Source organism: Catenuloplanes japonicus (assembly GCF_000717135.1).
GTDB classification, from domain to species: domain Bacteria; phylum Actinomycetota; class Actinomycetes; order Mycobacteriales; family Micromonosporaceae; genus Catenuloplanes; species Catenuloplanes japonicus.
Genome location: NZ_JNXY01000005.1, coordinates 256790 through 269742 on the forward strand (window position 1 = coordinate 256790; position 12953 = coordinate 269742).

Consider the following 12953-nt stretch of genomic DNA (forward strand, 5'->3'; position numbering starts at 1 on the left):
GAACGACATTCCACAAGAGCCTGGTGCGCGGTCCGGGGCACGCCCGGAAACGGCCGGTAACGTGGGGAGGCGTGACCACCGAGACACCCCGACCGCCGATCGCGAAGCGCGTGCCCACCGAGCGCACGCACCACGGCGACACGGTCGTGGACCCCTATGCCTGGCTGACCGACAAGGACGATCCGGAGACGATCGCCTACCTGACCGCGGAGAACGAGTTCACGGACGCGGTCACCGCGCACCTGGCCGGCCTGCGAGAGAAGATCTTCACCGAGATCAAGGACCGGACACAGGAGACGGACCTCTCCGTGCCGTCCCGCAAGGGTGCGTACTGGTACTACTCGCGCACGGTCGAGGGCAGCCAGTACGGCATCCACTGCCGGCGCCCGGTCGCGCCCGGCGAGACCGACCCGCCGATCCCGGCCGACGGCGCGCCGCTGCCCGGCGAGGAGGTGCTGCTCGACGGCAACGTGCTGGCCGAGGGGCACGAGTTCTTCGCGCTCGGCACGTACGACGTGAGCCCGGACGGCAGCCGCCTGGCCTACTCCGTGGACTACGCCGGGGACGAGCGGTTCACGCTGCAGGTCAAGGATCTCGCCACCGGTGAGCTGCTGACCGACTCCGTGCCGGAGGTGTCGTACGGCAGCGCCTGGTCCGCGGACGGCTCCGTGCTGTTCTACATGACCGTGGACGACGCCTGGCGGCCGTACCGTGTGTGGCGGCATGTGATCGGCACGCCCACCGGTGACGACGCGATCGTGTTCGAGGAGCCGGACGAGCGCTTCTGGGTCGGCGTGGGCCTGACCCGGTCGGAGAAGTTCGTCCTGATCGAGGCCAGCAGCAAGATCACGAGCGAGGTGCGGGCGATCCCGGCCCACGCGCCGCTGGGCGAGCCGATCCTGATCGCGTCGCGCCGCCAGGGCGTCGAGTACTCCGTGGAGCACCACGGCCACCGGTTCCTGATCCTGCACAACGACGGCGCGGAGGACTTCGCGCTGGCCTACACGTCCGTGGACAACCCGGGCGACTGGGTGCCGATAATCGCGCACGAGCCGGGCACCCGGCTGGAGTCCGTCGACGCGTTCACGAACCACCTGGTCGTGTCGCTGCGCCGGAACGGGCTGACCGGGGTGCGCGTGCTCCCGATCGGCAGCACGGACAGCTTCGACCTGGAGTTCCCGGAGCCGCTGTACGACGTCGGCCTGACCGCGAACCCGGAGTACGAGACGAACTCGATCCGGCTGCACTACGCCTCGTTCGTGACGCCGAGCTCGGTCTACGACTACGACCTGGTCACCCGCGTGATGACGTTGCGCAAGCAGCAGCCGGTGCTGGGCGGCTTCGACCCGGACGCCTACGAGCAGCACCGCGAGTGGGCCACGGCCGAGGACGGCACCCGGGTCCCGATCTCGCTGGTGGCCCGCAAGGGCATCGTGCGGGACGGCGCGGCCCCGCTGGTGCTCTACGGCTACGGGTCGTACGAGTCCAGCATGGATCCGTACTTCTCCATCGCCCGCCTGTCGCTGCTGGACCGCGGCGTCGTCTTCGCGATCGCGCACGTGCGTGGCGGCGGCGAGATGGGCCGGCGGTGGTACGAAGAGGGCAAGACGCTGACCAAGCGGAACACGTTCACCGACTTCGTCGCCTGCGCCCAGCACCTGATCAAGGCGGCCTGGACGTCCAGCGACCGGATGGTGGCGCGCGGCGGCTCGGCCGGTGGCCTGCTGATGGGCGCGATCGCGAACCTGTCGCCGGAGTCGTTCGCCGGCATCGTGGCCGAGGTGCCGTTCGTCGACGCGCTGAACTCGATCCTGGACCCGTCGCTGCCGCTCACCGTGATCGAGTGGGAGGAGTGGGGCAACCCGCTCGAATCGGCCGAGGTCTACCAGTACATGAAGTCGTACACGCCCTACGAGAACGTTACGCAGCAGGCGTACCCCCAGATTCTGGCCATGACGGGTGTGAACGACACCCGCGTGCTCTATCACGAGCCGGCGAAGTGGGTGGCCCGCCTGCGGCACGTGGTGCCGGACGGGACGTTCCTGCTCAAGACCGAGATGGGGGCGGGCCACGGCGGGCCGAGCGGCCGGTACGACGCGTGGAAGGAGGAGGCGTTCGTCCTCGCCTGGATCCTGGACCGGCTGGGTCGCGCGAACGCCGCCTGACACCCGCCGCTGAAGCCTAGAATCGGGCTTTAGGCGGATATATCAGGGCACGGAGGCGGGATGAGCAGCCACGACAAGCAGCCGCTCATCCCGTTCTCCAGCCAGGGCGCCAAGCTCGCGCTGATCATCGGGCTCGCGGCCGCCGTGGTCTCCGCCTGCTGCTGCCTCGGCGCCGGCCTCGCCGTGATCACCTGGGGCCGCGACCTCTACCAGGCCTCGATGAACCGCCTGCTCCCCACCGCCGGCCTCAACCAGCCGGTCCGCGACGAGCGGATCGCGTTCACCGTGCACGGCCTGCGCTGCGGCCTCGACACGATCGACGGGCTGTTCTCCCGCGAGTCCGCCACCGGCCAGTTCTGCCTGGTCGAGCTGAGCGCCAGCAACCTCGGCACCCGCCGCATGACGGTCTCCGACGCGGCCCAGCGCGCCGTCCTCGCCACCGGCCACGTCTACGCCGCCGACACCACGGCCGGCCTCGTCGCCAACGGCGGGCAGCAGGTCTTCCCCTCCGACCTGCGGCCCGGCCGCTCCGTCACCGGCATCGTCGTCTTCGACATCCCCCGCCGTACCACCATCACCCGCCTTGAGCTCCACGAGAGCCAATCCTCCGGCGGCGTCCGCGTCACGCCCCGATGAACGGTTGACATTCACTATTCGCTGAGTGAATAGTAGCGGCCATGTCCACCAGCCATGTGCTCCTGGGGCTGCTCGCGGAGGGGCCCAAGCACGGATACGAGCTCAAGCGCGCCCACGACGCGCACATGCCGCGGGCCAAGCCGCTGGCGTTCGGGCAGGTCTACGCCACGCTCGGGCGCCTGCAGCGGGACGGCCTGGTCGCGGAGGGGGACCGCGACCGCGAGGGCGGGCCGGAGCGGACCAGCTTCGCGCTCACCGCACAGGGCCGCGAGCGGCTGGACGCCTGGCTGTCCGAGGTGGAGGCGCCGGCCCCGTTCGTGGCGAGCGCGCTGCTGGCCAAGGTGGTCGTGGCACTGCTGGCGGCGGACGGGCGGCGGGCGGGCGTCTACCTCGCGGCGCAGCGGGCCGCGCACCAGCAGCGGCTGCGGGAGCTGACCGCGGCGAAGCTCGACCCGGAGTCGGGGCTCGGCGACGTCATCGCCGCCGACTTCGCCATCTCTCATCTCGACGCCGACCTGCGGTGGATGGACACCACCATCGCACGCGTCGCCGATCCGAACCGGGGGGTTCGATCATGAACGATGCGATTCTGTCCGCGCGCGGCCTCGTCAAGTCGTACGGCAACTCGCCCGCGCTGCGCGGCGTCACGTTCGAGGTCGCGGCCGGCGAGATCGTGGCCGTCACCGGCCCGTCCGGGTGCGGCAAGTCCACGCTGCTGCACTGCCTGTCCGGCATCCTCCGGCCGGACGCCGGCGAGGTCGTCTACCGGGAGCAGCGCGTCGACCTGATGCCGGAGTCCGCCCGCGCCCGGCTGCGCCGCTCCGAGCTGGGCGTGCTGTTCCAGTTCGGCCAGCTCGTCGCGGAGCTCACCGCGGCGGAGAACGTGTCACTTCCGCTCCTTCTCGCCGGCACGGGGCGGCGAGCGGCGCGGACCGCGGCACTGACCTGGCTGGACCGGCTCGGCGTGGCGGAGCTGGCCGAGCAGCGTCCCGGCGAGATGTCCGGCGGCCAGCAGCAACGGGTCGCGCTGGCCCGCGCGCTGGTCACCGAGCCGAGAGTGCTCTTCGCGGACGAGCCGACCGGCGCGCTGGACACGCTCGCCGGCGAGCAGGTGATGGCACACCTGGTCCGCCTGGCCCGCGCGCACCGGACCGCGGTCGTGCTGGTCACGCACGAGCCGCGGATCGCCGGCTACGCCGACCGCGAGGTCATCATGCGCGACGGCGAGCTGGCCGACGTCGCGCTGGCGGCCGCGCGATGAGGCCGGGCACCGCGGTCCGCCTCGCGCTGGCCGGCACCCGCACCGACACGCTCCGGGTCGGGCTGACCGGGGTCAGCGCCGCGATGGCCTCGGTCGCGATGCTCAGCGCCGCGACCGTCCTCGCCATCCGCATCCCGCAGCCGTACCAGCCGAGCGGCGCGAACCTGTCCCCGCAGTACCAGTCCGACCTGCTGCAACAGCCCGGCCTGCGGCCCGGCGTGGCGAGCGCGCTGATCCTGCTCTGCATCCCGGTGCTGGCGCTGGCCGTCCAGTGCTCCCGGCTCGGCGCACCGGCCCGCGATCGGCGCTTGGCCGCGTTCCGCCTGGCCGGGGCCACGCCGGCACAGACGCTCGCCGTGGTCACGGTGGAGGCCGGCCTGGCCACGCTGCTCGGCACGCTGGCCGGCCTCGCGATCTTCCTCGGCGGCCGGCAACTATTGGACCGTCGCAACGCGGCCGGCGAGCTGTGGCTGCCCACGGACGTGCTGCCGCCCGCCTGGGCGATCGCCGCGATCTGTGCCGCGCTGCCGGCAATCGCATCGTTGCTGGCCGCGCTGCTGCTGCGCCGCGTGCGGGTGACACCGTTCGGCGTGGTCCGCCAGGTGCGCCGCACCGCGCCGCCACGCACCTGGCCCGCGATCGTGCTCGTGATCGGCGTGGCGGCCGCGCTCGGCCTCGTGCCGCTGGCGATACGCTTCCAGGCCGTACCCACCTGGGTGATCGTCATGATGTTGATCGTCGTGCCGGTCGGCATGGCCGTCGGCGTGATCGCCGGCACCGGATCCATCTCCTACGTGGCCGGCGCCGCGCTGCGCCGGTGGGGCCGCGCACCGTCCACGCTGCTGGCCGGCGGCCGCCTGATGGCCGACCCGTGGAACGGCAGTCGCGTACTCGCCGCACTCCTGGCCGCCGTGCTGATCGGCGGCATCTCGATAGGCTTCCGGTCGCAGCTCACCGCCCAGTTCGACGTGGACCGGGAGGCGGGCGAGCTCTGGCGGAACGCGATCGGCGACCCGATGATCCTCGACGCCGAACGCAACGCGTTCTACACCGACGCCATGGACCTGGTCGACCTCGCGATCGCCGTCGGCATCACCATCGCCGCCGCCGCACTGCTGGTCGCCGCCGCGGAGAGCCTGGTCTCACGCCGCCGCGCCTACGCCGCCCTGGTCGCCACCGGCGTCCCCCGCGGCGTGATCGGCCGCTCCATCGTCTGGCAACTCCTGGCGCCCGCGCTCCCCGCCGTCCTGGTCGCCGCCACCTCCGGCTGGCTGATCACCCGCAGCATCGGCCACGAGGTCACCTCCGGCGGCATCTCCGGCACCGTCTGCCTGGCCGACACCGCCCCCGCCTGCGCCGACCCCGCCAACCTGCGCGAGGTCGACATCGCCCCCATCACCCGCCTCATCCCCGTCCCGCTCGAGGGCCTCCTGTTCCTCACCGCCGGCGCCACCCTCGCCGTCCTGACGATGATCGCCCTCAGCATGCTCTTCCTCCGCAGCAGCACCTCCGTCGAGGAACTCCGCACCACCTGACCTGCACTCGGCTCCCGGGCTGCTATTTCGCGAAATTTCGGGCACGGAGTGCCTGCTTGATCGAGGCGGGCCCGGTCTTCGACGCCGCAAAGCCAGTAACCCAAGATCAAATTCATTTCCCACTTCCAGCGTGGTTGCGGTCCGCATGCTCCCGCGGGCACCGGTCGTCGCTGGCGCTCCTCCCTGCCGGTCCCGCCGTGGTCCGGAAACCCGTGCGGGCGCGCACCAACCCGAGACCACCATCCCAACATCCGGCACTCAAGATCCTTGCGTCTCTGGTGGCCCTTTCCCCGCCCGCGAAAGGGCCACCAGAGACGCAAAGATCTTGAACAGCCCCACGCCCGCCCGCGGCGGGCTTTTGTCCTTAATGCGCAAGCACCCGCACAGGTGACCGCCTGGCTGCCCCGTATGCCGTCGACCCGCCCGCAGGGGTGCAGATCATCGGCAGGGCCGCCACCACACAACCGGCAGCAAACAGCGAAACGCAAGCCTGAACCCGACCACGACGCAACCGCCGACAGCCCGCCCAACGTCACCCTCAAAACCGGACCACCCACGGACCGCCGCCGATCAACCCAAGGCGACCGCCCAAACGCGAGAACCGCGCTACCGCCACACGACAGCCAAAGCTGGCGGCCCTGCCGATGATCTGCTCGGCTTGTCCCGGATCGACGACAGACGGGGCAGACAGGCCGCACGAAACCCAGCCACCCAGGTTTCTGGGCATCGCAGTTGACGTTGCCTTTCCACCGCCCCGGTGTCGGAGGCGCCCGCCGGAGGCCCGCCGGAGACAAAACAGCAACCGGCCCACCCAAAACAACCAATAGCACGAAATTTCGGTCGCGTAAGCCCTCGCCCCCGCGACAAGACGGCACTGGACCGCGATTCCGGCACGGCAGCGCCCGCGACAAAGGCGGCACTGGACCGCGCCTCGCTCACCGCAACCACGCCGGGAATCGCGTCGCTCTTCCCCGACCACGACGAAACCGGCTCCGGCGCGAAGCGGCAAGCGGAGCGCCAGCGGAGTCTTGGCGCGCAGCGAGGTTTGCCCGCGGGAGCATGCGGGCCGGACCACGCCGGAAGCGGGAAAATGAATGTAGAAAGCTTTTCAGTGCCTGCGCAGCGCAACGACCGCAATGTCGTCGCTCATCTCGTCCCCCGTGAGTTCGGCCAGAAGCCGGTCACAGAAAAGGTCGAGCGTAGCGTCGCTGCCGGTGGTCGCGGAGACCGCGAGCGCGTGGAGACCATCATCAATGGTCGCGTCACGGCGTTCGATGAGCCCGTCGGTGTAGAGCACGAGCGTCGCCCCCGCCGGAATGACGAACTCCGTGTCGTCGGGACGATTCGCGCGCAGGCCGAGCAGCGGCCCGCGGTCCTCGATGTAGGAGGCCTCGCCGTCCACGATGAGCAGCGGCGGCAGGTGGCCGGCGTTGGCCATCCGCACGTGGCCGCTGTCCGAGTCGATGGACATCAGGCAGACGGTGGCGACCTCGCCGGGGAGCAGTTTCAGCATCAGGTCGTTGATGCGGGCGAGCACCGCGCCCGGCGGGTGGCCCTCGACCGCGTAGGCGCGCAGCGCGTGCCGGAGTTCCGCCATCACGGTGGCGGCGTGCAGTGAGTGGCCGGCGACGTCGCCGATCGCGACCAGCAGGCGGCCGTCGATCACGGTGAGCTCGTAGAAGTCGCCGCCGATCTCGGTGTGCGCACTGGCGGGCTCGTAGCGGCGGGCGAGTGCGAGACCTTCGATCTCCGGGAGCCGGCTGGGCAGCAGGCTGCGCTGGAGCGTGATCGCGATGCGGTGTTCCTCGTCGTAGGAGCGCTGGGCCTCGACCGCGGCCGCGATGGCCTGCGCGAGCTGGCGCAGGACCGGCGCGCCGGGGATGTTCAGTCCGGCCGGGACCGCGACGAGGACGGGCGGCCGGTCGTGGCGGATGCGGGTGGTGGCGACGCCGACCTGGTCGTCCGCGGGCCAGTCCAGCATGCTCCAGGCGTCCGGCGGGTCGGTACGGAACGAGGTGCCCACCGTGATGTCACCGGTCTGCTCCGGCTGCCAGGGGCCCGCCACCGGCTGCTGCTCCGGGTCCTGGCTGGTGGCGGCCCAGAAGTCGCCGTCCCCGGTGGCGGCGACCACCGCGACCGGGCTCAAGAAGATCTTGGAGGTGCCCAGGGCCGCGGCCTCCAGCAGCCCGGGAAAGTCCGGCGCGGAGTTGATCGCGAGCGTGGTCTCGGCCAGCAGCGCCATCCGCTGCGCGAGCAGCTCGGCCTGTTTGCGGGCGCGGTAGTAGCGCAGCACCGCCTGGGTGGTGGCGACCAGCTCCTCCGGCTCGATCGGCTCGACCAGGTAGGCGTCGGCGCCGCGGTTCAGCCCGTGGGCGCGGTCGGCCACGTCGACCGCGTGCGCGGAGACGTGCACGACCGGGAGCGCGGCGTGCTTCGGATTGCCCTTGATCTTCTCGCAGACGTCGAAGCCGGACATGTCCGGCAGGCGGACGTCCAGCACCACGAGGTCGACCGGCTTCGCGTCGACCAGTTCCAGCGCCTCGGTGCCGGTCTCGGCCTCGACCACCGCGTAACCGGCCCGGGTCAGCCAGCTGACCAGCAGGTACCGCTTGGTCGCACTGTCATCGACGACCAGCACGGTGGCCGGATCGACATGCATCCTGATCACCCCGCGTCACGCGGCGCGGGCGCGGCGGGAACCGGCCGGCGCGGCAGCACGACCGTGAACACACTGCCGGTGCCGGGCTCGCTGGCCAGGCCGAGCGTGCCGCCGAGCAGCGTGACCAGCCGGCGCGCGTAGGGCAGGCCGAGGCCGGTGCCGGTGCGCCCGACCGAGCTGCCGGGCACCTGGTAGAACTCTTCGAAGATGCGTTCGTGCAGCTCGGGAGGGATGCCGGTGCCGGTGTCCGCGACCTCCAGCTCCCAGCCGTCCAGGCCGGTCGCGGCGCGCAGCGACATCGAGACCGTGCCCCGCTCGGTGAACTTGATCGCGTTGGTGAGCAGGTTCCGCAGCACCTGGGTGAGCAGCGCCTCGTCCGAGGTGACGGCCGCGCCGGCCGGCGGGTCCTCCACCACCAGCTGCACCTCGGGCCGGGTGATCACGGCACGGGAGGTGCCGCGGAGCTGGCCGAAGAGCGCGCGCAGGTCGACCTCGGTCCAGACCGGCTCCAGCCGGCCGGACTCTGCCTTGGCGAGGTCGAGCAGGTCGTTGACCAGCGTGAGCAGGTCGGTCGCGGAGCCGCGGATCAGGTCGACGTGCCGGGTCTGTTCCTCGGTGAGCGGGTCGGAGCCCGCGTCGGAGAGCAGCCGGGTGAGGCCGATGACCGCGGTGACCGGTGCGCGCAGCTCGTGGCTGACGTTGGCCAGGAATCGGCTCTTCGCCTCGCTGGCGGCCTTCAGCTGCGCGGACTTGTCGTCGAGCTCGTTGTAGAGCGCGACCACGCCACGGTTGGTCTCCTCCAGCTCCTGGGAGAGCTCGTTGTAGAGCGCCATCACGCCCTGGTTGGTCTCGGCCAGCTCGTCGCGCTGGGCCCGGACCGCGTCCAGCGCGGCCAGCAGCTCCCGGTTCTGCACGGTGAGCTCGTCCAGCGGTGTGCCGGGCTCGTTCGCGGCCAGCCGCTCGCGCAGGTCGGCGATGCGTTCGCCGGTCAACGGCGCCGCACCGATCGGGAGGCGGCGGGAAAGGCGCACGCGTGTCCTGCTCTCACCACCATCGACCTCCAACTCGTCCACCAGCCGCTTTGCCGCGGCCGCCGCAGGATCACCGGCCAGCGCGGCTGCAGCCCCGGACCCGGCGACAATCTCCACCACCAGCCTAGGAGGAGTTCCGGGTTGCGCAACAAATGTCACGTCGGCGTCGCCCGGCACGGCCAGGAGCAGGCGACCGAGATCACTGAGCGCGGTCGCGAGCCGGATCTGGTCCTGATGCTCCAGGCCGACCGCGGCCGCCACCTCACGGCCGCGCTGCCGGACCACGAAGATGTCGTGCTCGCGGCGCAGCACCATGCGGAGCAGCACGTCGGTCATGATGGCAATCTAGCGGCCAGGACGCACGCGTCGTCGCGGCGCACGCCGGCGTCGCGCATCACGGTGGCCGCTATCAGCACCGGTGAGGCCGAGCTGAGGCCCGGGTAGTCGCCGGGCTGCCAGCGGTCCACCACGCCGTCGGAGTGCAGCACCACGGCCGCGCCGCGGGAGATCGGGTAGTCGTACTCCCGGATCTGGCGGCGCTGATGACCGGCGATGCCGGGCAGCGAGATCATGCCGCGCCGGCTGGTGCCCTCGACGATCGTGCCCGCGATGTTGCCGAGGCCGGCATAGCGCACCACGCCGGCGGCCGCGTCCAGTTCCGCGACCGCGATCGCGGCGCCGCGCGTGTGCGAGATCTCGCGATGCAGTTTCTCGACCAGAGCAGCAGGGGGTACGGCCGGCGCGCTCCGGAACGAGTTCACCGCGGCCTGGCTGGCGGCGGCCGCCAGCGGGCCGTGCCCGAGACCGTCGCTGACCAGCACCTGGTGCCGCCCTTCGACCACCCGGACCGCATAGCCGTCGCCGATCTGTGTCTCGCCGGTGATCGGCCGGCTGATCCCGGCCGCCCAGGCCGGCTCCGGCGCGTCGCCCGGCCACACCTGCACGGAGAACACCGTGCCCTTACCGGGCACCGAGTGCACGTCGCACCAGGTGGCCTGCCGGACGATCGCGCCCAGGCCGATGCCGAGCGTGCCGGACGTGGAGTGCCCGTCGCGCATGAAACGCGTCAGGTCGGCCATGCCCGGCCCGGAGTCGACCGCGAGAAGCTCCACCCCGGCCACGTCGCCGCTGCGCACCGGGTGCAGCAGCAGCGTGCCCTCTTTCGTGTGCTTGAGCAGGTTGCTGGTCAGCTCAGCGGCTACGATCGCCAGGTCGGCCGCGCGTTTGGCGGGCAGAGCGAGGTCCTCCGCAAGGCGGTCGGCGGCCCGCCGCACCGTCGACGCCACGCTGGTGTTGTCGATGCGAAACCAGGTGCCCTCGTCGGACATGTGCGCCCCTCTGATTCTCAGTGTCCGAGGGGTCGCCTCAGCGCGACCACTTGGTCACCGTGATGCGGGTGCCTTCGCCAACCACTGTCTGGATGTCGAACTCGTCCACGAGCCGCCGTGAGCCGCTCAGGCCCAGCCCCAGCCCGCCGCCGCTGGTCCAGCCGTCGGTGAGGGCCAGGTCCAGGTCGGCGATGCCGGGGCCCTGGTCGCTGAACACTATTCGTACACCCCGGCGTCGCCCGCTGTCGACGACGGTGACCTCGGCCGAGCCGCCGCCACCGTAGACGAGGGTATTACGTGCCAGCTCGCTCGCGGCGGTGACCAGTTTGGTCTGGTCGACCAGCGAGAGCTTGACCCGCACCGCGACGGTACGGGTGAGTTGCCGGACGCGGACCACGTCCTCGTCGCTGGAGATGACGATCGTCTCGCCGGCATCCGCGGCGCCGGCGAAACCCATGGTCATGACCTCACCGCCGCCCCGTCCGAGTCGGTCTCGGCGGAATCGTCGTCGCCCAGGTCGAGGAACAGCTCGTCCTCGCGCGCGCGGGCCAGCAGCTCCATGCCACGCTCCACGTTCAGCGCGGTGCGGATGCCGTTGAGGGAGAGTCCCAGCTCGACCAGCGTGATCGCCACGGCCGGGCGCATGCCGACCACCACGGTCTCCGCATCCAGCACCTTGGAGATCGCGGCGATCGTGGAGAGCATCCGGCCGACGAACGAGTCGACGATGTCCAGCGCGGTGATATCGATGATCACACCGTGCACGCCGGTCTCGACGATCCGGGCGGAGAGATCCTCCTGCAGTTGCAGGGCGATCTGGTCCTCCATGTCGACCTGGATCGACACCAGCAGGAAGTCCCCGATCTTGAGGACGGGAACCCGCTCCATCAGTGCTCCCGGCGGGCCGCGCCACGGCGGACGAGGTCGCTGTTGCCGCTGCGGCGCAGCGCGTGCCGCAGCGCGTCGGCCAGCGTCGCCTTCGTCGCGATGTCGCCGAACTCGATGCCGAGCGCCACGATCGTCTGCGCGATCTGCGGGCGGATGCCGGAGATGATGCACTCCGCACCCATCAGCCGCGCCGCGACCACGGTCTTCAGCACGTGCTGGGCGACCTGGGTGTCCACGGCCGGTACGCCGGTGATGTCGATGATCGCGTACGGCGAGCCGGTGTCGACCAGCGTCTGCAGCAGGCGCTCCATGACCACCTGGGCGCGGGCCGAGTCGAGCGTGCCGACCAGCGGGACCGCGACCACGCCGTCCCACAGCTTGACCACGGGCGTGGCCAGCTCGAGCAGCTGCTCGGCCTGGTCCGCGATGACCTCCTCGCGCGCCTGCGCGTACGTCGCGAAGGTGAACAGCCCCAGCTCGTCGATGAACGAACCGAACGAGATGTAGTCACCCATCGCCTGCGACTCGGCGTTGAAAACGTCCGTGGCGGTGGCGAACGCCTCCTTCACCGCGAAGATGCTGATCGCGGTCTCGGTGGAGGTGAAGCCCTGCAGCGCGCGGGCCCGGGACAGCTCGGTCAGCAGCGCGCGGACCTCACCGCCGTCGCCCTGCAGCTGCGTCGTGCCGGCGGCCAGCGTCTCGCGCAGCGCGCGGAACAACTCGCGGATCTGCCGGTCCAGCTCGCCCTGACTGAGGCGTCCGCGCAGCGTGGCGGCCACCTGGCGCACCCACAGTTCGGAGATTTTGTCCTGATGCTCGTCGAGCTGAGCGGCAAGCCGGCTCGACGCCTCCGTGCTGAGCGCCACGTTCGCCTCCTGACAGGTCCCCGGGTCGTCACCTGGGGATCACCGAGTTCACCGACCGGTGGGACACTATCACCGGAGCGATGACCGTTAGTTGCTCGACGCCAAGTATTCGGCATCGGCCTCACACTGCACGCAGCCCGCAGGTGGAGTAGCGTTTCGCCCATAACAGGAGGTCGGGTAAATGTCCTTGACGGTTAAGACCGAACAGCGCGATGACGTCGTCGTCGTGTCGGTTGCTGGTGAGCTCGACATGGCCACCGCGCCGCAGCTGCAGGATCAGATCACCGACCTGTTGGAGAAGGGCCGCACCCGGCTCGTCTTCGACCTGGCGGAGGTCTCGTTCTGCGACTCGACCGGCCTCTCCGTCTTCGTCCGCGCCAAGAACAGCACCGACGACAGCGGCGGCCTGGTCCGGCTGGCGGCGCCGCAGCGTGGCGTGCTGCGCATCCTCGAGGTGAGCGGGCTGGTCGAGGTGCTCCAGACCTACCCGACCGTGGACGAAGCGGTGGACGGCGCGCCGGCGTCAGCCTGACTCGACGCCGCCGACCGCAGACGGTGATTTTTCGCAAACACGCTCTTCGTTT

The 12953-nt window shown here is 70.9% G+C and carries 12 protein-coding genes; 6 read left to right on the forward strand and 6 right to left on the reverse strand.

The window, feature by feature from the left end; translation table 11 throughout:
- Positions 1-71 precede the first annotated feature (71 nt).
- From OP04_RS10235 to OP04_RS10255, 5 genes are read left to right on the forward strand one after another with little or no spacing between them, the layout of a single operon-like run.
- Complete coding sequence (locus OP04_RS10235) at positions 72-2165, forward strand: S9 family peptidase (RefSeq protein WP_033339288.1); 2094 nt, start codon at positions 72-74, stop codon at positions 2163-2165.
- A gap of 60 nt (positions 2166-2225) precedes the next feature.
- Entirely contained in the window at positions 2226-2801 is a 576-nt protein-coding gene (locus OP04_RS10240; RefSeq protein WP_051797399.1) for a DUF4352 domain-containing protein, read from the forward strand.
- Positions 2802-2842: 41 nt separating this feature from the next.
- Positions 2843-3379 (forward strand): PadR family transcriptional regulator, encoded by a 537-nt coding sequence (locus tag OP04_RS10245; RefSeq protein ID WP_033339289.1) that lies wholly within the window; start codon positions 2843-2845, stop codon positions 3377-3379.
- Positions 3376-4062: an ABC transporter ATP-binding protein gene (locus OP04_RS10250; RefSeq protein WP_033339290.1), complete on the forward strand. Its 687-nt coding sequence runs from the start codon at positions 3376-3378 to the stop codon at positions 4060-4062. Before OP04_RS10245 ends, OP04_RS10250 begins: the two co-directional genes overlap by 4 nt.
- A complete protein-coding gene (locus tag OP04_RS10255) occupies positions 4059-5597 on the forward strand; it encodes an FtsX-like permease family protein (RefSeq protein ID WP_033339291.1) in 1539 nt (512 codons plus the stop codon). Before OP04_RS10250 ends, OP04_RS10255 begins: the two co-directional genes overlap by 4 nt.
- 1108 nt (positions 5598-6705) lie before the next feature.
- On the opposite strand, the gene OP04_RS10260 is transcribed toward OP04_RS10255, so the two are convergent.
- Genes OP04_RS10260 through OP04_RS10285 form a run of 6 tightly spaced genes read right to left on the reverse strand, consistent with a single transcriptional unit; the run spans position 6706 to position 12369 of the window.
- A complete protein-coding gene (locus OP04_RS10260; RefSeq protein ID WP_033339292.1) occupies positions 6706-8256 on the reverse strand; it encodes a fused response regulator/phosphatase in 1551 nt (516 codons plus the stop codon).
- Between the two features lie 5 nt (positions 8257-8261).
- Positions 8262-9623 carry a sensor histidine kinase gene (locus OP04_RS10265; RefSeq protein WP_033339293.1) on the reverse strand — a complete coding sequence of 454 codons (1362 nt, stop codon included), beginning with the start codon at positions 9621-9623 and terminating at the stop codon, positions 8262-8264.
- Entirely contained in the window at positions 9620-10615 is a 996-nt protein-coding gene (locus OP04_RS10270; protein WP_033339294.1) for an ATP-binding SpoIIE family protein phosphatase, read from the reverse strand. Before OP04_RS10270 ends, OP04_RS10265 begins: the two co-directional genes overlap by 4 nt.
- A gap of 37 nt (positions 10616-10652) precedes the next feature.
- The gene (locus OP04_RS10275) at positions 10653-11072 is read right to left on the reverse strand and encodes an anti-sigma regulatory factor (RefSeq protein WP_157239608.1); all 420 of its coding nucleotides are present in this window, start codon (positions 11070-11072) and stop codon (positions 10653-10655) included.
- Positions 11073-11074: 2 nt separating this feature from the next.
- Positions 11075-11503, reverse strand: coding sequence for an STAS domain-containing protein (locus OP04_RS10280; protein WP_033339296.1), 429 nt, complete (start codon positions 11501-11503; stop codon positions 11075-11077).
- Positions 11503-12369, reverse strand: coding sequence for an STAS domain-containing protein (locus OP04_RS10285; RefSeq protein WP_033339297.1), 867 nt, complete (start codon positions 12367-12369; stop codon positions 11503-11505). The genes OP04_RS10280 and OP04_RS10285 overlap by 1 nt, the downstream gene beginning before the upstream one ends.
- A 181-nt stretch (positions 12370-12550) precedes the next feature.
- Between OP04_RS10285 and OP04_RS10290 the strand changes: the two genes are divergently transcribed.
- Positions 12551-12901, forward strand: coding sequence for an STAS domain-containing protein (locus OP04_RS10290; protein ID WP_033339298.1), 351 nt, complete (start codon positions 12551-12553; stop codon positions 12899-12901).
- Positions 12902-12953: the final 52 nt, after the last annotated feature.